The 21,385-nt window shown below is 55.1% G+C and carries 19 protein-coding genes; 4 read left to right on the top strand and 15 right to left on the bottom strand.

Annotated elements, in window-relative coordinates; translation table 11 throughout:
- Positions 1-10 precede the first annotated feature (10 nt).
- From PUT78_RS12800 to rfbC, 15 genes are all read right to left on the bottom strand, one after another.
- Positions 11-1,276: a hypothetical protein gene (locus PUT78_RS12800; RefSeq protein ID WP_274352661.1), complete on the bottom strand. Its 1,266-nt coding sequence runs from the start codon at positions 1,274-1,276 to the stop codon at positions 11-13.
- Positions 1,277-2,221, bottom strand: a complete 945-nt coding sequence (locus tag PUT78_RS12795) for a glycosyltransferase family 2 protein (RefSeq protein ID WP_274352660.1) — start codon at positions 2,219-2,221, stop codon at positions 1,277-1,279. It lies immediately after the preceding gene.
- Positions 2,218-3,192: a UDP-N-acetylmuramate dehydrogenase gene (gene murB, locus PUT78_RS12790; protein WP_274352659.1), complete on the bottom strand. Its 975-nt coding sequence runs from the start codon at positions 3,190-3,192 to the stop codon at positions 2,218-2,220. Before murB ends, PUT78_RS12795 begins: the two co-directional genes overlap by 4 nt.
- Positions 3,180-4,448, bottom strand: a complete 1,269-nt coding sequence (locus PUT78_RS12785; protein ID WP_274352658.1) for a UDP-N-acetylglucosamine 1-carboxyvinyltransferase — start codon at positions 4,446-4,448, stop codon at positions 3,180-3,182. The genes murB and PUT78_RS12785 overlap by 13 nt, the downstream gene beginning before the upstream one ends.
- The gene (locus tag PUT78_RS12780) at positions 4,445-5,278 is read right to left on the bottom strand and encodes a sulfotransferase family protein (protein ID WP_274352657.1); all 834 of its coding nucleotides are present in this window, start codon (positions 5,276-5,278) and stop codon (positions 4,445-4,447) included. The genes PUT78_RS12785 and PUT78_RS12780 overlap by 4 nt, the downstream gene beginning before the upstream one ends.
- The gene (locus tag PUT78_RS12775) at positions 5,265-6,590 is read right to left on the bottom strand and encodes a lipopolysaccharide biosynthesis protein (protein ID WP_274352711.1); all 1,326 of its coding nucleotides are present in this window, start codon (positions 6,588-6,590) and stop codon (positions 5,265-5,267) included. Before PUT78_RS12775 ends, PUT78_RS12780 begins: the two co-directional genes overlap by 14 nt.
- 1 nt (position 6,591) lies before the next feature.
- Positions 6,592-7,593, bottom strand: a complete 1,002-nt coding sequence (locus PUT78_RS12770; protein WP_274352656.1) for an SDR family NAD(P)-dependent oxidoreductase — start codon at positions 7,591-7,593, stop codon at positions 6,592-6,594.
- On the bottom strand, positions 7,590-8,939 hold the full coding sequence (locus PUT78_RS12765) for a UDP-glucose dehydrogenase family protein (protein WP_274352655.1): 1,350 nt from the start codon (positions 8,937-8,939) through the stop codon (positions 7,590-7,592). Before PUT78_RS12765 ends, PUT78_RS12770 begins: the two co-directional genes overlap by 4 nt.
- 194 nt (positions 8,940-9,133) lie before the next feature.
- Positions 9,134-9,511 (bottom strand): MarR family EPS-associated transcriptional regulator, encoded by a 378-nt coding sequence (locus PUT78_RS12760; protein ID WP_274352654.1) that lies wholly within the window; start codon positions 9,509-9,511, stop codon positions 9,134-9,136.
- Between the two features lie 527 nt (positions 9,512-10,038).
- Entirely contained in the window at positions 10,039-10,557 is a 519-nt protein-coding gene (gene nusG / locus PUT78_RS12755; RefSeq protein ID WP_274352653.1) for a transcription termination/antitermination protein NusG, read from the bottom strand.
- 621 nt (positions 10,558-11,178) lie between these two features.
- Complete coding sequence (locus tag PUT78_RS12750; protein ID WP_274352652.1) at positions 11,179-13,173, bottom strand: polysaccharide biosynthesis protein; 1,995 nt, start codon at positions 13,171-13,173, stop codon at positions 11,179-11,181.
- Positions 13,174-13,986: 813 nt separating this feature from the next.
- Positions 13,987-14,862 carry a glucose-1-phosphate thymidylyltransferase RfbA gene (gene rfbA / locus PUT78_RS12745; RefSeq protein WP_274352651.1) on the bottom strand — a complete coding sequence of 292 codons (876 nt, stop codon included), beginning with the start codon at positions 14,860-14,862 and terminating at the stop codon, positions 13,987-13,989.
- Positions 14,859-15,707, bottom strand: a complete 849-nt coding sequence (gene rfbD, locus PUT78_RS12740) for a dTDP-4-dehydrorhamnose reductase (RefSeq protein WP_274352650.1) — start codon at positions 15,705-15,707, stop codon at positions 14,859-14,861. Before rfbD ends, rfbA begins: the two co-directional genes overlap by 4 nt.
- The gene (gene rfbB, locus PUT78_RS12735; RefSeq protein ID WP_274352649.1) at positions 15,704-16,747 is read right to left on the bottom strand and encodes a dTDP-glucose 4,6-dehydratase; all 1,044 of its coding nucleotides are present in this window, start codon (positions 16,745-16,747) and stop codon (positions 15,704-15,706) included. The genes rfbD and rfbB overlap by 4 nt, the downstream gene beginning before the upstream one ends.
- Positions 16,748-16,750: 3 nt before the next feature.
- Positions 16,751-17,305 (bottom strand): dTDP-4-dehydrorhamnose 3,5-epimerase, encoded by a 555-nt coding sequence (gene rfbC, locus PUT78_RS12730; protein WP_274352648.1) that lies wholly within the window; start codon positions 17,303-17,305, stop codon positions 16,751-16,753.
- Between the two features lie 680 nt (positions 17,306-17,985).
- Here rfbC and PUT78_RS12725 point away from each other — a divergent pair.
- From PUT78_RS12725 to PUT78_RS12710, 4 genes are read left to right on the top strand one after another with little or no spacing between them, the layout of a single operon-like run.
- Positions 17,986-19,131, top strand: a complete 1,146-nt coding sequence (locus tag PUT78_RS12725) for an NAD(P)/FAD-dependent oxidoreductase (RefSeq protein ID WP_274352647.1) — start codon at positions 17,986-17,988, stop codon at positions 19,129-19,131.
- Complete coding sequence (locus tag PUT78_RS12720; RefSeq protein WP_274352646.1) at positions 19,128-19,745, top strand: hypothetical protein; 618 nt, start codon at positions 19,128-19,130, stop codon at positions 19,743-19,745. The genes PUT78_RS12725 and PUT78_RS12720 overlap by 4 nt, the downstream gene beginning before the upstream one ends.
- Entirely contained in the window at positions 19,742-20,497 is a 756-nt protein-coding gene (locus PUT78_RS12715) for an aldo/keto reductase (RefSeq protein WP_274352645.1), read from the top strand. Before PUT78_RS12720 ends, PUT78_RS12715 begins: the two co-directional genes overlap by 4 nt.
- Positions 20,494-21,384: an EamA family transporter gene (locus PUT78_RS12710; RefSeq protein WP_274352644.1), complete on the top strand. Its 891-nt coding sequence runs from the start codon at positions 20,494-20,496 to the stop codon at positions 21,382-21,384. The genes PUT78_RS12715 and PUT78_RS12710 overlap by 4 nt, the downstream gene beginning before the upstream one ends.
- Position 21,385 lies beyond the last annotated feature (1 nt).

Raw genomic sequence — 21,385 nt, 5'->3', positions numbered from 1 at the left:
TACCGCTTCGTTAAACATTTTTTAACCCATGCATACCTAAAAAATTAAAGCGCAGCCTTCGAAATAATAATTGATAAGAAACAAAAATAAAACCTGAAAAGTAAATAAGCCTACTAAATGCGCGAAGATTGTACTGCAAAGAGAAAATGTATGGAACCATCAAGAAAGTCAAAAGAAGCAACACGGACAAAGCATTGACACGGGGGGAAAGCAGAACAGAGATAAATCCCACCAATCCAACAACAAACCCAACCCCAACAACCCCAACAACATTTAAATGATTATGCATCATCGCCAAGCCCGAATATGGCACATTAGGTCGTAGAGATGCTGTATTCAAAAATTCACGTTGCCCGTCAGCAAAGCTGGATGGAAGAGGGTTGATTGCATACCAAAATGCCCTCCAATCTTCCCCAAACACAATCATAGCCTCACTCACTGTAACAACCGAAAAAACCGACATATAGTTAACAGAGAACACCAAAAATCCAATAACATCACCATCAAACGAAAAAAACAGCAGAGATACATATTTCAAACCACCCAACCACTGATATCTTAAATATATCAGAACAGCAAGCAACCAGAAAGAGCAAGCAATTAAAAAAATATGCCCAAAACTCTTTCTCCCAAATACAGCCCGCTCGAAAAATACGAATACGACAGGCGCAACAAACGCTTGCCTTTCGCCTGCGGCCGCAAACACTATTATCAATGCAAGCAGTGAAAAATATTTGAGAGCACGGTTTTTAATAATGGGTATCGCAATAAGAGAAACCCAAAATAATGTATCAGCCAAACCCATCGCGAACCCGTCGATTGATCGAAGCGGGAAGGTATCTCTAATGTAGAGATCTGAGGTGTCTGCAAAAATTAGTATAATAAGCACGGGCACGATACCCACAAAGAAAAGAGATAGTTCGACAAAGACGCTGCGCCTCGCTACATTCCTCATCCTTAAATTGGAAATCGCTGAGTTAATTACATGGCGAGTATTAAAACGCATTCCCGACAATCTTGCTGGAATTGAAAACCCCAGCAAAATTCCGGCCGGGTAAAGCGTAATGACAATAAGAGCATACAAATATTCCTCCCCTCTCTCATAGTGAAGAATAAAAATTGGAATCTCGTGAGCGACCTCGAATATGTAGAAGGTAGTTAAAAAGTACAGAATCATAATTATTGGAAACACAGCTATTTCCAAAGCAAGCTGACGCCTTAAAGCGAATATAGAAACGCAAAATGCAACGAGTAAAGCGCCTACGTAGATGAACATCTATCGAACACCATATACTTTTCGATATACAACATAGAACAACAGGTTCGGAATCACTGCAAACGTACCAAAAAGTTCTTGAGTGATCTTGAAGTCTTCAAACGCTAAGAGCCTTTGAGAAGCCACTTGCTTCACTGCCCTCACAATTCGCCAAGTCGTGCGCCATCCTTTTGGCACCCTCATCAAAGCAAGTTGGCCGAAACGATCCACTGAGTCCCGCTCCCCCTTGAGGCGCTCCTGATGGCACACATCTGCCACGCGTGAATAAGCAATTTGTTTCAGAGTTTTCTCGAAACTAGACGCGATTCCGTCAGCCAGAAAGATAACGCGCTGATAGTGGGTTTCGTCAATGATCCCCAATCGATAGTTTACGCTCATTCGCATCCAGAGGTCTTTGTCCTGCGAATTCTCGAAGAACACACGGTATCCGCCAACTGCATCATAGGCGGCCCGCCGCATAGTCACCTCACCATGTCCGAATGGATTTCCCCGCATGATGTCGCGCGCCGTCGGTTCCAATGTCCGAACGCGAGCTAGCTTGCGCTCGCCATCTCCGTCCGGTCCCTTGACCTGATTCACATAACGGCATCCCACGACAGCAAAATCCGGCCGGTCCTCCAGATATCTCACCTGCGCCGACAACCGCCCCGGCAGCGAAATATCCCCGGCCCCCTGGATGGCGATATACGTCCCGTCGCTTTCAACAATCGCGCGGCGGATGGCGCGGGTGAAGCCTGTGTTGTCCTGATGGATCACCCGCAGCCGGGGGTCCGTGTAGCTGTCGAGGATCTCTCGCACCCGCGGATCGGGGCTGCCATCATTGACCACAGTGATATCGAAATTCGGGTAATCCTGCGCCAGCAGGCTGTCGATGGTGTCACGGATATAGTCGGCCCTATTATACCAGGCGCAGACCACAGACACCGTGGGCATTGTTTCGGTCATGACGATCCTTCCAGAACTGTATCAGCGGGTTGGAGCCGGCCATCGGCGTGGACAAAGATCGCCTCGGCCTCCATCCGGTAGCCCGTGGCGACCTCAACCGCTTCCACAATGCGCGCAATCAGGGTCAACACGTCCTGCGCGCGCGCCCCGCCCGTGTTGACAATGAAATTCGCATGGCGCGGTGACACCAGCGCTCCGCCGATGCGCTGTCCCTTGAAGCCCAGGCTTTCTATTGCCGCACCAGGGGCGCCGATTTCAGCATACATCGCCGGGTTCGATTTGAAAACCGAGCCGCAATTGGGCTCTTTGCGCGGAAACTTGTGGCGCCGGTCGGCCAGGATGGCGCGCATCTCGGCCCGGATCTCAGTGCGCGGGCGCGAGGCAAGGCGCAGATGGCAGGCTGTGATGATCTCGCCATTTGTCTGAAAGACCGAGCGGCGATAGGCGAAGCCGCACGCATCGGCCCGGCGCTGGTGGATGGTGCCATCAAGGTCAACACTGTCCACGGTGACCACAGCGCTGCCGATCCCTTTGCGCTGGCTGCCGCCATTCATGCAGATCAGGCCGCCGAGTGTTCCGGGGATGCCGCAGATATGTTCGCCGCCGCCCAGACCGGCCAGCATGAGCCGACGCGCAAGGCCCGGCACCCATACCCCCGCAGCGGCGTGGACATCGGCACCCTCGATCCGCGTTTGCGCCATGCGCGTGCCGATCTGGATGCAGGGCGCGCGCAGGCCGGTATCATCGAAGAGCAGGTTGCTGGTCAGTCCGATGACAACTGGATGAATGGACCGGTCCGCGAACCAGCGAAGTAGTGCCGCGACCTGCACTGTGTCCTCTGGTCGCAAAACCAGATCGGCGCGCCCCCCGATCCGCCACTGGCTGATGGCCGACAGGTCGACATCACGCGCAACGCCGCCAGGACAAAGCGCGGAGAGTTCGGCCAGATCGGTGGCGCTCAGTCGGTCCATTCTGCCTGCACTCCCAAGGACTGAAGCTTGGTTGGCAACCTATTGTATCCGCGGAGCGCCATTTCCACGCCATCAACCCTGCTTGGACCTTCGGCGCACAGAGCCGCCATAATTTGCGCCATACTGCCCCTCAGATCAGTTGAAGTCGCATGAGCGCCGATCAGGCTGGTAGGCCCGCGAACGGTTATCTTGCCTTGTTCAGCTTCCAGTGCATTGGGGGCGAACTTTGCAAGTTCTGTAACATAGGCAATCCGTTCCGGATATCGGTAGTCATGGATGATCGAGCGACCGTTTGCGAACAGCGCCAGAAACACGAAAAATGATTGCATGTCAGAGATCACACCCGGATGTGTTCCCGTTGCGAGCTCAAAAGGCTGTAGACCGTGCGGCCCTATACACTCAGGTCCGATCTGGACAGAGTCGGAATTCGTGAAAAAATCCAGCCCTGCATCACGCAGGTGGATCAGCGGTACTTGCATCGTGTCCAATGGAACATTCCGGACCAGCAACCGCCCGCCACTGACCGCACCCAGCACGATCCATGTCAGCGCCTCGATCCGGTCCGGCATGATGGAGAATGTTGCGCTACCCAGTAGCCCGCCTCGGCCACTCACATTGATCAAACTGCTTCCTTCCAGCTCAATCTGCGCACCCATCTCGCGTAGAAACGCGATCAGATCATGCACCTCGGGAGTGACATAAGCATTGCGGATCCGTGTGTCGCCAGACGCGACCGCGGCGCAGATCAGTGCGTTCTCGGTTCCACCAACAGTGGAAATCGGAAAATCAATCTCACCACCCTTTAGCCGCCCGGTTACACTGATATACTCCGGCAGTTCTTCGACCTCGCACCCCAGCGCCTTCCAGACCATGATGTGTAGATCATAGCCCCGACTGCCGATCTTGCACCCGCCGGGATATGGAACCTTTGCATGACCATGCCGCGCCAGTGCCCCTCCGGCTAGCAAATAGGTTGTGCGGATCGGCAGATTGAAATCTGAAATCTGATCGAAACTCAAATCTCGCCCGTGGACGCACAGCTCTTCCGTGTCAGACGAGGCTACCAACTCAGCCCCCATTGAACGAATGAACGCAAGCTTTGCCTTTACGTCCTCAAGTTCGAGCGGGAAATTCCGCAAAGTCACATGGTAGTCGCTCAGCAAACTGGCCGCGAGTACACGTGTCGCTGAATTCTTGGCGCCGCTGACGGATACGGAACCGTTCAAAATCGAAGCCGCATTTGTTTTCAACTTCATCTGTTTTTGCCTTTTAGATCATTTAAGAAGTCTTTCGAATAGCCTAGTCTTTCAGATACGGAATGTGTCCGCTCTAGGATTACATCTTTTTCTTCGTTAGTGAGGTATGATGCGGAGAACCCAATCTTGTTCTCAATTTGGCGAGATACCTCGGCATATCTGATTTTTTGATTTTCGTTTTTAGGAACAAGCTCTCTCTTCTTCGCTCGTTCTTCAATCCAATCTGCATCCAGTGGTTCGACCCCGATCTTGTCAAACACGCTTGCGATCACATAATTATAATTTGACACTAGGCTCTCATATTTGATCGTTTCAACCTGGCCTTTTTCGGTTGCATCCAGAAGCGCACAATTATCAATCATCCATCGGTCGATACAGAGATCAATAGCGCCAAATCTTCTTTTCAGAGAGCCAATGTTGTCGAGTGGGTTTCTTGACAAACCTAGGATCACCGCCTGAGGACAGACCCGGAGAATATCCTCAATGGCATGAACATGCTTAGGAGTCTTTTCGATCAGTACATGTTTCCCGATATCAGAAACTAGATCAAGAGAATGTGAGAGCCAATCCGATGCTGCCGACCGTAAACGACTTGGCAAAAAAATGTTTGTCTCTTGACGGATGGTGTGAACATGAGGATGCAAACCTAGTCGATCTGCAAGGAGTGTCGTCCCGCTATGGCCGCAGCCGACAATGAACACGGGATGAGCACGATTTATTTTGATTTCTTTGTCTCGTGTCAGTAATTTGACAAGCGCATCTCGCATCTGGAATTTTAACCATCTTCCCAAAGTGACGTTGTGATTTACAGCCTGCTTATAGATGGGCATTCTGACGAATCCTACTTCTTAAGGTTAGGAAAATATAGAGGATAACGAGTATACGATGTGCCGAAGTAAGGGCAACATAGAGAATGAGTGTTTGAAAAGGATCGTGAGCAAAAAAGTAACTCATCGTGAAACTACTGATGGTTAACGCAGCGCGCTGAGCGTTCATGAGAAAATATCTTGACTCCATTCCGAGTACGGAGAATGTTCTTGAGATAGGATTGTTCAGCAATTGTGTCAGCATAAAGATCGAGAGAATCTGCGCAAACTCACCAGATTGGAGCCATGCTGCACCGAGAATGAATGCAAAGAGCGCTCCTCCCCCAAAAAAGATTATTAATGTTGGTACGAGCGAGAGCCATAACATGTTGCTCAATGTGCTTTTCATGGTAAGCAGAATACTTTTTGGTCTGCTCGGCCCCAATTTGGATATTTCAGCGTAATAAGCTTGCGAAGTTGTTTGGCCAAGCAGACTTACAGGAACTACAATGACACTGAACGCAAGCGCAAGTTGGCCAACCACTCCTTTATCGTACAACACCGCGAACGCGAGCATCGGCGCCTGCATCGAGAACACCATCAGGAACTGCGACGGCACGCGCCAGATCGGGAACCCCCGGTGTCGCCATGCCGCGGCGCGCATCCGTCTCACGCTGACATGGCGCCAGTTCGCGCGCATCTCGGCCTGAAAGCCGCTTATCAATCGGCCAACGCCCCCTGTCTGTGCGATCACCTGACCCACCAACAGCCCCAGCGGCTGCAGCGCGGCCAGGCCAAGGCCGATCTTCACCAGTGCGCCTGCTGCGCTCTGGGTCACATTGGTCTGTGCAATCACCTTGTAAGCGCGCCTGCGCGTGGCCCACATGGTCAGTAGTTCATAGGCAGCGGTCCCCAATACCCCCAGCGCAATCAGCCACCACCAGGGGGCAAGCACCTGCATCGAGACCAGCGCCAACAGGGGCGCGCCCCACAGCCAGAGTGTCAGCGCAAAAAACCCCGTCAGCCCCAGCATCAGCCCTGTAGACAGAACCAGCAGGTTCATCGCGATCCCGTCATGGCGCGGCAAGGGCAGCGCAAGTGCGTAGCGCAGCGTGACCAGCGGTGCGAGGATTGCCACAAGCGCGGTAAAAACCGCCAGCACGCCAAAGTCCTCGGGGCTGTAGAGCCGTGTCAGAACCGGGATCGACGCAATGCCGATGATCCGGCCAATGCCACTGCCCAGTGCCAGTGTCACCATCCCCCGGAACACCCCGCCCGAGGCCCCACCGAACAGACGCGCACTGATGCGGGTGCGCAGCGAGGAGCGATCTGGCATGTCAGCCACAGTGATACCCCTTGTACCAGTCAACGAAGCGCGCAACCCCGTCGGACAGCTCGGTTTGCGGGGCATAGCCGGTCAGTGCTCGCAAAAGGCTGGCATCGGCCCATGTTGCGGGCACATCACCGGGTTGCATGTCCATGTAGTTGCGGATCGCGGGTTTGCCGGTTGCGGCCTCGATCGCGTCGATGAAATCTTCCAGCCGCACTTTGGTTGAATTGCCGATGTTCACGACCCGCCACGGGGCGATGGGGGACAGGCTGTCCCCCTCAACTTCCGTACCCTGACCCGGTACTGCGTCGATCAGCCGCCGGATGGCGCGCACCAGATCGTCGACATAGGTGAAATCGCGCCACATCTGGCCGTGGTTATAAACGTCGATCGGCTGGCCTGAGAGGATCGCTTTCGTGAACTTGAACAGCGCCATATCCGGTCGCCCCCAAGGGCCATAGACCGTAAAAAACCGGAACATGGTGATGGGCAGGCCGTGAATGTGCGCCCAGGAATGCGCCATAGCCTCGTTGGCTTTCTTGGTGGCGGCGTAGAAGGACATCTGGGTGTCGGCCTTGTGGGGCTCGGCATAGGGCATTTCTGTGTTCGCGCCATAGACCGAACTGGTCGAGGCCATCAGTAAATGTGCAGGCCGCGCCGACAGCGCCGCTTCCATCAGGTTGAAGCTGCCGATGATATTGGCCTCAACATAAGCGCGGGGGTTTTCGATCGAATAGCGCACGCCCGCCTGCGCGGCCAGATGCACGATGATGTCAGGCTGCGCATTCTCGACGGCCTTGGACAATGTGTCGGCATCTTCCAGCATCGCCTCGGTCGCCGTGAAGCGCGCATGCTGGCGCAGCATGTCATGGCGCTGGTGTTTGAGCGTGACGTTGTAATAGTCGGTCATGCCGTCATAGCCTGCTACTTCCCAGCCTTCCTGCAACAGCAATTCAGCCAGATGGAAGCCGATAAAACCGGCAGTTCCCGTAATGAATGCGCGTTTCATTCGGCAGCATCTCTCATCGCAGCGGACAGATCAGAGATGCTGGCGCGGCCAACGCCTTCATATTCCACAAACCCTGCCGCCAACGCGTCTTCGCGGCTATAGATGTTGCGCAGATCAGCTATACGAGCGGTCACCATGGAGCCAGCCAAGCGCCTCAGATCCAATGCGCGGAACTGGTTCCATTCAGTCAGAACCAGCAGGCATTCCGCGCCTTCGGCTGCGGCATAAGGGTCTTCAACCCAGTCCACGCCGGGCAAGAGCACCTCACCCTCTCGCCTGCCATGGGGGTCAACCACGCGCACGTGCGCGCCACCTCCCACCAGCGCCGGTACGACAGTCAGCGAAGGGGCGTCGCGCATGTCATCCGTCTCGGGTTTGAATGTGACCCCCAGCACTGCAATCGTCTTGCCATTCACTGATCCGCCGCACAGGTCCATCACCTTATCGATCATGCGCCGCTTGGTCATGTCATTGACTGTGATCACGGTCTCCGTGATCCGCTGGGGCACACCATACTCCTGTCCGATCCGGGCAAGTGCGCTGGTATCTTTGGGGAAACAGGACCCGCCATAGCCGGGGCCTGCATGCAGGAACTTGTTGCCAATGCGCCCATCCAGCCCCATGCCCTTAGCCACGGATTTCACGTCCGCGCCGACCCGTTCGCACAGCGCAGCAATTTCATTGATGAAGCTGATCTTGGTCGCCAGAAAGGCATTGGCCGCATATTTAATCATCTCGGCCGATTCCAGATCGGTATAGACGATGGGGAATTCACGCAAGAAGAGAGGGCGATAGACTTCGCCCATGATTTGCTTTGCGCGCTCGGATTCAACCCCGACCACGACCCGGTCAGGTTTCATGAAGTCATCAATCGCAGCGCCTTCGCGCAAGAACTCCGGGTTTGATGCCACATCGAACTCTGCGTCCGCGCGCGTGGCTCGAATGACGTTGGCCACCTTGCGGTTGGTGCCCACAGGAACGGTCGACTTAGTCACCACTACCGTATAGTCGGTTAGGGCATGGGCAATATCTGCTGCAGCGGCCATGACATAGGTCAGGTCAGCATGACCGTCTCCGCGGCGTGTCGGGGTTCCTACCGCGATGAACACTGCGTCGGCACCATCAACAGCAGTAGCCAGATCAGTCGTGAATGTCAGTCGGCCCGCTTCGACATTGCGCGCCATGACCGCATCCAGCCCCGGCTCGTAGATCGGCACCTCGCCGCGTTCCAGCATGGTGATCTTTTCGGGCATCTTGTCGACGCAGACCACATCATGGCCGAAATCGGAGAAACACACCCCAGAGACAAGGCCTACATAGCCTGTGCCGATCATTGCAATCTTCATTGTCTAAATTTCCTTTCGATTACCATATCCGCTCTCGCAACTTCCCCCGAAGACAGGATATACTGCACACTATTGAATAGAAGCAGTGCGTCGGATCTCGCCTCGGTTGCGGGCATAAACACGATGCCGTGTCCGACAAGGGGCAAGTCGACCTTGCAGTGCGGGGGTGGCGGGTTGGTATTCACCGGGCTCATCTACTGGCTCTTAACGTCGGACCTGATCGCCGCCAGCTCCTGATCGGAAAGATCACCGCGCACGTCTTCGATCTCGGCCTTCAGCGCTTCATATTCCGCCATCTTACGGACAAGAAACTTGCGCGTCATCGTTGCCTTCTCGACGATCCCTTGCGGGGTTAACTTGTAGGCGTACCGGCGCTTGTCCGCAGCAGAGGTAAAATTGCCTAACTTTAGAAGGCCTTTTTCTACCAGAGCGTTGAGCACATAGTGTATCCCTCCCGTACTTACGCCAACGGCCCTAGCTAGGTCGCGCTGCGTCAACTCGGGGTTTTCCTGAAGAAGGCGCAGAATGCGAAACTGCACATCTTCACGCAACTTGTCGCGTTGGGTTGTCATGACTTGGGGCTTTCTCGCAGGCTACCGCACAAGGACTGCCCATAGGGTGCCTTGGGAGTCTGATTTAGCAAAAAGAAGCATTACTAACATAATTGCTCAACTTTGAGCTATATACTGCATCTGCGTTGGCCTGCAACCAGCAAACTTGTTTGACTGTGAGGAAAAGACGGGGCTGTCCAAAATCGCTACAATTTAGCAAAACGCACGGATCGACATAGCTGCCGACGGAAACGACATCACCGGCAAGGTAATAGCTTGGGAATGGTCCCGCAACACCGGAATTCTGCACCTGCGAAATATCGCTGATACACAAAGGCGCCCACGCGGAGCGACAACAAAGCCGTTACCACGAGAATGCCTGTCCGACTGCTATTCTGCAGCAAACACCTGCGCTGAATGGCCTTCTAGAGTCGACATTCCAGAGGCTATGTTCAAGCGGATGGAACACGACAGCTTGAACGAATCGTCACAACGGAATCATACTACTCATGACGCCGAGCTTTCAGCAGCATGGGTAATGGTGACTTTCATTGGCGGATTGTCTGGACACTGGTAGCATCAACCGCCACACGCGTCTGCCCGCCCATAATGTCCATCAACACCCAGATACGACGATCTGGGGCAACTTGTTCTATAGTTGCCACGAAATTTGCAAATGGCCCCTTCGTCAGCGTCACCTGATCACCTGGTTTGAGCAGCTTGGGTGGCACGAGCCTGCCGTCACGGTTGCAGCGAAGCATTAATTGGTTGACCAGATCAAGCGGGACAGGAGTCGGCGCATTGCCAAAGCTCACAAGCCGTGTGATGCCGTAGGTAGAATTAACAGTGCGCCAGCTCCCATGTGACAAATCAAACTCCACGAAGACATAGCCGGGGAAAAGCGGGCTCTGTTGTGTGCGAAACTTTCCACGAGCGCGTTTGGTCTCCTCATGCAGCGGCAGGAAGGTCCTAAACCCTTGCCGCGCAAGATTGCGCTCGGCGATGCGATGGCTGTTGGGTTTGATCTGCGCCAAAAACCAGCAGGACCTACAATCGTGATGATTCATGCGTGCACGCCTTTGCTGTCCGTCAAGCAGAAGCCCAATTGGGTTCAGGCTTTGAAGTATCTTCGCGTGGAATATGCCGTTCTCGTGCGGAAAGACTCAATCATCAGCCGGACACGAGATTGTTGAAGTCTAGTTCTCGCTCGAACCTGACCAGCGTCAAGCACACCAATCGAATTATCAAACCCTGTCCCTCAAAAAGTGACCTGCTCTCCAACTCTTTTCCAAACCCGCGAAACCTGCCCCGCAGCTCACATCCTTGGGTATCGTCCGTGTCCACCCTATCTGAGATGCTGGGTATCACCATGTCGGGATGATTTCCAGTCAGCCGCACTCAGCAATCAATATAGTCAGGTCCGGTCGGCGCGTACACGCCGATCGGGTCGAGCCAGCCCGTCGTGATGCTTCGATCAAGATTATTGTCGGAATTATGCGAGAATTTGAAGGGCGTCGGATTGCGGCGGGTGTCAAAGATTGCCAGCTTCTTGTAAATAGCAATAGATCGTTGAAAATGATATAATTATCCTGTCGTTTCGCTATTGAAGGTGCTCGTGTATGAAGGCGTGCGGCATGCTGGCAAAGGCCCAATCTTCGAATAGAAGAACAGTCCAAAATCGTTGGCTGCTATAGAGAGTATTTCGCTTGGAGGTCGTCCTTTGCGCCCTCGATGACAGTAAGCTTGGGTAAAGTTACCACTCGCTTGCGATGGCTCGCAGTCCACATCAGGTCGTATATTGCTTCGCCATTGGGTCGATACGCGAGGGGTGCTTGCAGGAAAATCTTGCGAATTGTGGCGATGTCGAAGGAATGGCAGGCACGTTGCAACTGCTCCAACAACGCATTCAGTTCATCTTGGGGCAACGATACCTCTGTTGCCGACATAATGCGCGGATGATCGGTTCCCTGGGGCTTGTCGCCGATCAGCAGCTCTTCATATAGCTTCTCGCCCTTGTTTAACCCGACGATCTTGACTCCGATATCACCGCGCTCGGTTTCAGGCTGGTCGGTTTCTTCTATGATATAGGGTTTCAGACCATGCAGCCGGACCATGCTCTGGGCCAGATCAAGGATTTTCACCGGATCGCCCATGTCTAACACGAAAACATCTCCGCCCCTAGCCATGGCCCCCGCCTGAATGACAAGCTGCGAGGCCTCAGGGATAGTCATGAAATAGCGCGTGATATCTCGATGGGTCACCGTTACCGGCCCACCTGCCTCGATCTGCGCCCGGAAACGCGGGATCACCGAACCCGACGACCCCAGCACATTGCCAAAACGAACCATCGAAAAGGTTGTGCGAGTCTGGCTTTGTGCCAAACCCTGACAGACCAACTCGGCCATGCGCTTCGACGCCCCCATGAAATTCGTCGGGCGTACCGCCTTGTCCGTTGAAATCAGGATGAAATTCTCGACCCCCATCTCTGCGGCTGCTTCGGCGATGACTTTGGTCCCGAACACATTGTTGCGAATGCCTTCGACAACGTTCTCTTCGACCAGAACGACATGCTTGTAGGCCGCTGCGTGGTAAACAGTTTGTACTTGGAACGCGCGCAATATAGCGCGCACGCGTCCGGGATTCTGAACCGATCCCAACACCGCATCAATCGGAATGGACCGTTCCTCGCGGGCCAACGTTTCGCGCAATTCCATTGAAATTGCGTAGAGAGCGTATTCCGAAACCTCAAGCAAAACCAGCGCGGCTGGATTTTGCTTGAGAATCTGGCGACATAATTCGCTACCTATCGATCCACCGGCACCCGAGACCAGCACGACTTTGCCAGCGATGTTTTGACGCATCAATTCTGGGCGTGATGGTACGGGGTCGCGCCCAAGCAGGTCTTCTGGTGTAACCTGTTTCAGATCGCTGAACTTAGCTACGCCAGACACAATGTCCGTCATCCCCGGGATGGTCTTGATCTCGACACCCAAGGGCTCAAGCTGAGCTACAATCTCGCGCCGCCGCGCCCGGCTTGCGCTGGGAATAGCGAGCAAAATCGCCTTGATTTGCAAATTTTCGACGAGAAGCCCAGCCTGTTCGGGTGAAAAGACCCGCCTGCCCGCGACAAGGCTGCGCTGTAATTCCGGATCGTCATCGATGAAGGCGAGTGCTGTATACTCTCGTGTTTGATCGAGTGCATTCTGAAGCTGTCTGCCTGATTCGCCAGCACCGTAGATCGCAACCGGCTTCCGGGCATTTCCCGAAGACTGACGCAACGCAATACGCATCAGAAAGCGTACCCCCCCGACCACGAGGAACAACAAAATCGCGTAAATTCCAGGAACAGAGCGAGGGATGGGCGCCGATGACATCAGCGCAACCAGAAACAATATGACAGCGGAAAAAAACACACCTATCGCGATCGAACGCAGCGCTCGCCCTGTGATATAGCGAACGATTGAGCGATATAGCCCGAGTCTTGCGAATACGAAAATCGTCAGTGGTAGCACCGGCACAAGCACCAACCAGACCTGCGGATCGGACACAAACACAACGCTTTCCAGCCTTAGCATCATCGCGGTCGCGAAACAGAGCCCGATCAGGGCGCTGTCAGCAAATACCTGCAGCGCGCGCTTGAACGGTCGGTTTATCCTGATGAGGCGGTCAAGTATGAATGTCATCTTTCGATAGGCTCCAAAAACCAGTTCTTCAAATGGCCCTGCACATACGATGCACCCAACATATACTGAAACTTTCGGAAAAGCAGATACTCGTACTCTCCAGCACATTCAGTGCCAGCAAAGCCTGTGTCGCAAAATGCTGACACCATCTAAGCCACATTCAGGCGCTTTCCTAGGGCAATATAGTATTCTGGGCAAGGTGGGCTATTGATCGCCCAAAATTTCGGCGGCAATCCGCAAAAGAGGCAGGTAGGTTGGAAAGATCACAGAATTTTTCACGCAAATGCTGTGTTTTGGCCAGTTCGGCGTGAATTGTCTACAGGACTACCCAACGATTGCTTTGCGTCATCCAGCAACAATCCAAGCGTCGCTGACTGGGTCGTTCGCAGGGGATGGGAGAGCCGCCAAAGCCGATTTGATTGTATCCTAAAGTCGTCACCGATCGTTCCCATGGATTCCTGAACTTCTCAGTAATCCGTCAACCTGGTTATCTGTTCGTGGGAGCGTTTCGCCTCAAATGCTACTTGATGAACAAATGGTGCCTGCTGGTTTCAGTGCCACTGAAACTGTATGTTGGCAGCTTAGAAGGGCCGCAGCCCAGAGCGTGGCCGGCAGCAAAACGGTTGCCAATGCGGATCTGTCGCAGGTTTATATGCCCGCCACTTGCTGTCGCGGTCTGATCACGGGGAGGACATGTCAAAGAAATAGTGTTCTGCCCATACGGCTGTCTATCTGATTTGCAGTGGATACGCCTCTTCTGAGCAATCAGGTCGCGGGTTGGCCGACGCGATCGCGCGATTAATTCGGGTTATCTCAGCCGACCAGGGCATGCAGATAGCGGCCATAGGTACTCTTTCCGAAAAGGCGTGCGCGTGCGCGCAGTGTATCGGGCGAAATCCAGCCCTGATGAAAGGCAATTTCGTCAGGGCTGCCGATCTGCAAGCCCTGGCGTTCCTGTAGCGTGCGCACGAAGTTGCCGGCATCAAGCATGCTGTCATGGGTGCCGGTATCCAGCCATGCATAACCGCGCCCCATGGTTTCGACAGTCAGTGTCCCTTGTGCCAGATAGATTTCCAGCAGCGCGGTGATTTCCAGCTCTCCGCGCACCGAGGGGGTGATCTGCGCGGCCTTGGCGGGGGCAGTGCCATCCAGACAATAAAGTCCTGTCACGGCGTAATTCGATGGCGGGATTTCGGGTTTTTCAATGATCGACCGCACGCGGCCATCCGCGTCGAAATCCACCACCCCATAGCGTTCGGGATCGGCTACGCGGTAGCCAAAGACCGTGCCACCGGTTTCTTGCGCGCTGGCGCGCGCCAGCATTTCCGGCAGGCCATGGCCAAAGAAGATATTATCGCCCAGCACCATCAGCGAGGGTGCGCCTGCCAGAAAATCCCCGGCCAGCAGATAGGCCTGCGCCAGCCCCTCGGGGCGAGCCTGAATGATCCATGTGAAAGCCAGCCCCCATTGGCTGCCATCGCCCATCAGCCGCTGGAACTGCGCCTGATCTTCGGGTGTGGTGATGATGGCAATCTCGCGGATGCCCGACAGCATCAGCACCGAAAGCGGGTAATAGATCATCGGTTTGTCATAGACAGGCAGCAATTGCTTGGATGCGCCCATGGTAATCGGCCATAGCCGTGTGCCCGACCCTCCTGCCAGAATGATCCCTTTGCGCTGTTTCGTCATGATGTGCCTTTCAGGTCCTGCAGCACCTCTGTTAGCCCTTGCCGCCAGTCAGGCCGTGCCAGCCCGAAAGTGGACAGGGCGCTGCAATCCAGCTGGGAATTCAGCGGGCGCATGGCGGGGCCGGGATAGTCGCTGCTTGCGATATCTTCAATCCGGCAATCGAGTTCCGCCTGCGCCATGATCGCACGGGCAAATTCCGCCCAGCTTGTATCCGGGGCGCCGCTGAAATGATAAATGCCTGATTTTCCGGGGGCGTCCTGCAATGCTTGCGCGATGTGCAGGCAGGCTGACGCTATCGCGCGCGCCGGTGTCGGTCCGCCAATCTGGTCCGCCACCACGCGCAGCACATCGTGCTGCGCCCCCAGCCTGCGCATGGTCCGCACGAAATTGCTCCCATGGGCGGAAAACACCCAGGATGTACGCAGGATGGCATAGACCCCGCCTGCTGCGCGTACGCCCGTCTCACCGATCAGTTTCGTGCGCCCATAGGCATTGAGCGGCGCAGGCGGGTGGTCAGGCGCGAAAGGAGTATTGCCCGCGCCATCGAATACATAATCCGTCGAGATATGCACGAACGCCGACCCCAGGCCCGCGCAGGCGCGCGCCATGGCCGCAGGGGACGCGCCATTGATATAGGCGGCAAGCGCTTCCTGTTCCTCGGCCCGGTCCACGGCCGTATAGGCGGCGGCATTGATGACCGCGCGGGGCGCATGGGCATGGATGATCGCCGCGCAGGCTTCAGGATCCGAGAGATCGGCCTGACCGCGGTCCAGAAACACCGCATCAGGGGCCAGCCGCGCCAGCTCGCACGCCACCTGTCCGGTTTTCCCGAAGACAAGGATCATGCCTTCACCCCCAGGCGTTGGCCGACACCGGCGCGGTTCTGCAGGGGCCGCCACCAGCCTTCATTAGCCAGATACCAGTCCACTGTGCGCGCCAGCCCTTCCTCGACAGTTACCGACGGGCGCCAGCCCAGTTCGGTGCGGATGCGGGTGGGGTCAATCGCATAGCGCACATCATGGCCGGGGCGGTCAGTGACGAATGTGATCTGCTCTGCATAGCTGCCCTGCGCCAGGGGGCGTTTTTCATCCAGCAGGGCACATAGCGCGCGCACCAGTTCCAGATTGGAGCGCTCATTCTCGCCGCCGATATTGTAGTTGCGCCCGGTCTGGCCCTTTTCCAGCACCAGCAGCAGCGCATCGGCATGATCGTCCACATACAGCCAGTCGCGGATGTTGGACCCGTCGCCATAGATGGGCAGTGGCTTGCCCGCCAGCGCATTCAGGATGATGACCGGAATCAGCTTTTCAGGGAAATGGAAGGGGCCGTAATTATTGGAACAATTGGTCATGACTACCGGCAGGCCGTAAGTATGGTGCCAGGCCCGCACCAGATGGTCGCTGGCCGCCTTGCTGGCCGCATAGGGGCTGCGCGGATCATAGGGGGTGGTTTCAGTGAACAGCCCTGCCGGGCTAAGGCTGCCGAAGACCTCATCCGTGCTGATATGGTGAAAGCGGAAGCGTTTGGGTCGCCCTTCACCATCCCAGAAGCGGCGCGCAGCGTCCAGCATCTCATATGTGCCGGTCACATTGGTCGAAATGAAATCCCCCGGCCCGTCGATAGACCGGTCGACATGGGTTTCAGCGGCCAGATGCATGACCGCATCGGGGCGGTGGGTGGCAAAGATGCGCTCCAGTGCCGCACGGTCGCGGATATCGGCATGTTCAAACGCATAAAGCGGGTTGTCCGCCACTGATGCCACATTCTGCAGACAGGCCGCATAGCTCAGCGCATCCAGATTGACGACCGCGTGCCCGCGCGCCACTGCCAGACGCACCACGGCAGAACCGATGAACCCTGCCCCCCCTGTAACAAGCAGTTTCATGATCTAACCTTCAGCATGAAAAGGTGTTTCAAACTGCGCGAATGGCATGGCCTGCGCGTCCTTCTCTGACAGCACCGGCGCTTCCGTTCCCCAGTCAATGCCAAGACTGTTCCAGCGTACCGCCCCGTCACAGTCGGGCGCATAAATATCAGTGCATTTATACTGCACCTCGCAGTCATCCGTCAGGGTCAAAAAACCATGCAGAAATCCTTTGGGAACGTAAAGCTGCGTGCCAGTCGCTGCCGATAATTCCACACTGACCCATTGCCCGTATGTGGCGGACCCCTTACGCGCATCCACTGCGACATCCAGCACGGCCCCGCGCGAGCAACGCACCAACTTGTCCTGTGCATGCGGCGGGCGCTGGAAATGCAGGCCGCGCAAGGTGTGGCGCGGGGCGGAAAAGCTGTGATTGTCTTGCACGAATTCCGGCCAGTCCAGTCCGGATGCCCGCAGCCTCGTCCGGTTCCATGTTTCGCAGAACCAGCCGCGCGCATCGCCAAATCGGCGCGGGGTGACTAGCACAGGGCCGGGAATATCGAAGGAACTGATCTCCATGGAAATACCTTTGTTTTGCATTTGCTAGACCAATTTTCGAGCAAGGGGAAACAGCTTTTTGCCCATGCGGTTTTTTGAAGGCGCATCCTTGTGAAGGATGTAGCACGGGTTTAGCCAAGATGGTGGTTTACAATACGACCGCAACCCAGCTTCCTATGTTCGGGGCGTTGGAATGCGGATGCCAGTTCTTAACGAACATGTCAGACATGCCCCCGCAATTAATACGGCTCCCATTCTTGTGCAGACGCACTCTGAATACGCAGGAAATTTACATCGTTAATGCTGTCATGCTCGCGCACGGATTATCCCTGATCCATCCAGTAAACACCACACCGGGCTTCGACGGTGAGCGCATAAGAATCCTACCACAAGGGCACTCATCTGCTTTTGGATCTGCGGTTGAAAGGGGTGGCAGGCCAGCGCGCAGAGGGCCGGAGTGGGCACAAGCAGAATCGGGCGCGGAGGCCAAACAGAATGTCGTCATCAGCGAGTGTCAGTAGTTAATCGGGCAGGTGGTTTTTGTGGCCCACGTCGCCCAGGAACGGGCCGTGCCTGGGCTGCCGGTGCGATGCATCCTTGGGATGATCTTTCTGCATGGTTGACAACCTATTGTTGACAACCTATTCGCGTTTCTTTCTTTCTTTCTTTCTTTCTGTGGTACGATTTAGGAGTAATAAGTAATGACAGTGAATTATGATGTGATCGTTGTTGGTGCAGGTGCAGCTGGCCTTATGACCGCACAAAGGCTGAGCCAGATCGGGCTTTCGGTTGTAGTGATCGAACAAAAGCCGCGTCTGGCATCGGGGCCCTCCACACGAAATGAAGGGTGGCTGCATCGCGGCACGTATCATGCTGTTTCGATCCGGGATCGCGCCAACGCTCTGCAAGTCGCCCGGCGCTGCATTTATGGACACAAACAACTGAAGGCGTTCGTCCCAGAGGCGATTGAGGATACGGACAAGAGATCCATCGCCATACTCAGGGATGGTGATCGTCTCGAAGATGTTATCAGCCGTTGGGAAGACGCCAACGTAAGTTTCAGACAAATCTCGCCGCTGGCCGCTGCGTCGCGTGTCCCAGCGGCTGATTTTTCCCGTGCTGCTGCCCTGTTCGAGGTCAACGACGTCTCGATCAATACCCGTCTGCTTTACCGAAAGCTCCTCGGGACGGCACGGGTCAGCGGCTGCACTTTCCTCGTGGCCCACCGCATCATCAGGTGTGAAGGACTGACTCTCGAACTAGAGGACCCCAATGGTGGACATCTGCGTGTCAGCGGCCAGCGCATCGTTTATACGACAGGAGCGGAAACCGGATATCTCTTTACCGCTCTGCATAAGGTCGAAATCCCAGTGCGCTATTGGAAAAGCCATCTGGTCGTAACCAAACGGCTCGCACCCATGGGAGTTTTCTACCTCGATGCGCACGAAGCGGCGATGATGCACCATGGAGAGGTATCGGTTATCGGATTCAACGAAGACGCCGTCCTCTGTGATGTTCGGGGCTACAACGTCATCCCCGATAGGGCGAAGAACCTGCGGCAGGGAATCCGCAAAATTTTCCCAAGTTGGCACGATCCTGACGCGATGGATATTGCCTGCGTCAAAGTTGATCTCGTCGATCAGGAAGACGCTGCCCGCTCGCTTAATGTCGCGATCCGTGAGCCGATCCCGGGCCATATTGTTGCCCTGCCAGGAAAGCTGACTGAAACCCCGTATTTGACCGATGCCATAGTCGCCAAGATCCACGATGCCATCGATGATGATTTGATCTCAGCTCGGCCATGCGACAGATATGCGGCTGCTTCGGCCATGAGAGAGATCGCATGACCATGGATATTACTACGCTAAACAAGGTCCGGGAAGCGGCTGGATTGCTATCGATAGAAGATGTCATTGCGCTGTCGTCTCGCAACACGATCTTCGATCCGTTCTCTGTGCTGATTGCCCATGGTATCGAGATTGGAGTGGGCAACGTCATTTACCCGGTTGTCTCCCTCCTTCGTGAGGGGGCGGCAAGGTTGGAGATCGGCGATGGCAACGTCTTTCATCCCGGCACAGTGATCGCAGCGACTAGCGGCGACATCCTAGTCGCTGATAAAAACCAGTTCGGAGAGGGGGGCTTCACCGCCAAAGCCAATCGGAGTGGTGCCCGTATCACAATCGGTTCCCACGGTCGATATCTCGGCGGAGCTGCAGTTTACGGGACGAGCAAACTCGAAGACGGCTCACAGATCCTCGGGGCGATCTTGGTCGACAGTAGCCATCTTGAGGGTGGCGCAGCGTTCAATACCGCAGATCCGGATTTGCGCGGCGGTGTCCTCAAGGGGCAAGGCACAGCGCGGGACCTGATCGTACCGCAGGGATATGTCATCTCTGCTCAGGGAAGCTTCGATGCAGCGGCTATGAAATCGCAGACCTTCTATCACCCTACCGCAAAATGAGGCCGAACGTGGAATTAGGGCTCGGGCTGCTCTCAATCGGGCGCAATTGGGGTGTGCACAACTCACAGCCTCCCCTGCAGCACGTAGCAATGCAATTGCTGCAGGACGCCCATACACTAGGCATACGATGCTTTGATACCGCCCCGGCCTATGGGGACAGTGAACGGCTCCTTGGGCAGTTTTTGGCGAATCTGACGATTGAGGAACGTGCCCAACTCGTCATCAGCACCAAGATGGGTGAATTTTGGGCTGGTGAGGGAAATTCGACACGCGTTTGCCACGATGCCGATGAGCTTTGTCGCAGTATTGATCAAAGCTTGAGGCTCCTCGGGAGGATAGACATCCTTCAGATACACAAGGCAAGCGCCGAAACCCTAAGATCGCCTGGCATCGTCACAGCGATCACTCATGCGCGCAATAACGGCATCACGTCCTTTGGAGCGTCTGTTTCCGATATCCCTTCAGCTCGTCTTGCTATGGAGATTGGCCTGTTCGACTGGCTTCAGTTTCCCTTCAGTGCTACAAATTCCCAATTCTCTGAAATTTTTGAGGAACTTGCAGATGCGAGTATCCGGGCATTGATCAATCGCCCGCTTGCCATGGGACAACTGGCCGCCGGTTCCCAGATCACGGCAGCTTTTTCCTTCATCCTTTCCTCTAACCTACCAGCTGGTAGCGTAATTTTGACGGGGACCGGATCACCGTTGCATTTGCGTGAAAATTTCAAGGCCTTTGCGGGCGCAAGACGATGAGCTGGGTCGGTTTCGGGTTGCTGGCCGGGGTCATCCTTGGCCTCTATGACTATTGGACCAAGAAGGCCATGTCTCGAAACATGGTAATGACCGTCGTTTTCTGGTCGGCGCTGTTTGGGGCATTGGCCTGGCTAGTCGCCTTCTTGCCGATTGCGACAGGGACCGGGTTTCATGTTCGGGTTTCGGAAACCAACGCGAAAGAACAACTGCTGATTCTCATCAAGGGGGTCATGATGACGGGCAGCTGGGTCTTTGCCTATTACGCGGTCCGTGAATTGCCGATGTCGTTTTCGGGGGCGATGCGCGCCTCAGGCCCACTTTGGACGATGCTCGGCGGCATCATCGTTTTTCAGGAATTTTTGAGCCCCGTTCAGTTCTTTGTCGTCATCGTCGCTGTGCTGGCTTACTTTCTGCTGTCGCAGATCGGGAAAACTGAGGGAATCCGACTGATGCGCTCGGTGCCGGTGCTGATGATGCTATTGGCAACGATCCTATCGGCCATGACAACTGTCTATGACAAGTTCATCGTCCACGATATCGGCATATCAGCAACGACTGTGCAGGCATGGTCAGCCATTCACCGCTTCCTCCTCGCGGGGCTACTTCTCGCCTGGGTGTGCAGAAAAAACCCGACGGCATGGAAACCAACCTGGTCAATTTGGATCCCGCTGGTTGGTCTATCTTGGGTCGCCGCCGAATGGGTGTATTTCCTAGCAATCAACGATCCTTCGGCGAGCGTTACCTATCTGTCTGTCTTTCGCCGGGCGAGCCTAATCGTAGGTTTCATGTTGTCCGTCATGCTGATCGGAGAACGAAACGTACGGCCGAAATCTGTCGTTGTTGGCATTCTCTTTCTCTCGACCGCAATCTTGGCTTTTCAAGCTTAGC

Source organism: Roseinatronobacter alkalisoli (assembly GCF_028745735.1).
GTDB lineage: Bacteria > Pseudomonadota > Alphaproteobacteria > Rhodobacterales > Rhodobacteraceae > Roseinatronobacter > Roseinatronobacter alkalisoli.
The sequence above is the reverse complement of the archived record's forward strand: the minus strand, read 5'-3'. Positions and strand labels throughout refer to the sequence as shown.

Bases quoted from the DNA above. Each gene is read 5' to 3' on its own strand.
- PUT78_RS12800 (WP_274352661.1), bottom strand. From the start codon at position 1,276: ATGTTCATCTACGTAGGCGCTTTACTCGTTGCATTTTGCGTTTCTATA.
- PUT78_RS12795 (WP_274352660.1), bottom strand. From the start codon at position 2,221: ATGACCGAAACAATGCCCACGGTGTCTGTGGTCTGCGCCTGGTATAAT.
- murB (WP_274352659.1), bottom strand. From the start codon at position 3,192: ATGGACCGACTGAGCGCCACCGATCTGGCCGAACTCTCCGCGCTTTGT.
- PUT78_RS12785 (WP_274352658.1), bottom strand. From the start codon at position 4,448: ATGAAGTTGAAAACAAATGCGGCTTCGATTTTGAACGGTTCCGTATCC.
- PUT78_RS12780 (WP_274352657.1), bottom strand. From the start codon at position 5,278: ATGCCCATCTATAAGCAGGCTGTAAATCACAACGTCACTTTGGGAAGA.
- PUT78_RS12775 (WP_274352711.1), bottom strand. From the start codon at position 6,590: ATGCCAGATCGCTCCTCGCTGCGCACCCGCATCAGTGCGCGTCTGTTC.
- PUT78_RS12770 (WP_274352656.1), bottom strand. From the start codon at position 7,593: ATGAAACGCGCATTCATTACGGGAACTGCCGGTTTTATCGGCTTCCAT.
- PUT78_RS12765 (WP_274352655.1), bottom strand. From the start codon at position 8,939: ATGAAGATTGCAATGATCGGCACAGGCTATGTAGGCCTTGTCTCTGGG.
- PUT78_RS12760 (WP_274352654.1), bottom strand. From the start codon at position 9,511: ATGACAACCCAACGCGACAAGTTGCGTGAAGATGTGCAGTTTCGCATT.
- nusG (WP_274352653.1), bottom strand. From the start codon at position 10,557: ATGAATCATCACGATTGTAGGTCCTGCTGGTTTTTGGCGCAGATCAAA.
- PUT78_RS12750 (WP_274352652.1), bottom strand. From the start codon at position 13,173: ATGACATTCATACTTGACCGCCTCATCAGGATAAACCGACCGTTCAAG.
- rfbA (WP_274352651.1), bottom strand. From the start codon at position 14,862: ATGACGAAACAGCGCAAAGGGATCATTCTGGCAGGAGGGTCGGGCACA.
- rfbD (WP_274352650.1), bottom strand. From the start codon at position 15,707: ATGATCCTTGTCTTCGGGAAAACCGGACAGGTGGCGTGCGAGCTGGCG.
- rfbB (WP_274352649.1), bottom strand. From the start codon at position 16,747: ATGAAACTGCTTGTTACAGGGGGGGCAGGGTTCATCGGTTCTGCCGTG.
- rfbC (WP_274352648.1), bottom strand. From the start codon at position 17,305: ATGGAGATCAGTTCCTTCGATATTCCCGGCCCTGTGCTAGTCACCCCG.
- PUT78_RS12725 (WP_274352647.1), top strand. From the start codon at position 17,986: ATGACAGTGAATTATGATGTGATCGTTGTTGGTGCAGGTGCAGCTGGC.
- PUT78_RS12720 (WP_274352646.1), top strand. From the start codon at position 19,128: ATGACCATGGATATTACTACGCTAAACAAGGTCCGGGAAGCGGCTGGA.
- PUT78_RS12715 (WP_274352645.1), top strand. From the start codon at position 19,742: ATGAGGCCGAACGTGGAATTAGGGCTCGGGCTGCTCTCAATCGGGCGC.
- PUT78_RS12710 (WP_274352644.1), top strand. From the start codon at position 20,494: ATGAGCTGGGTCGGTTTCGGGTTGCTGGCCGGGGTCATCCTTGGCCTC.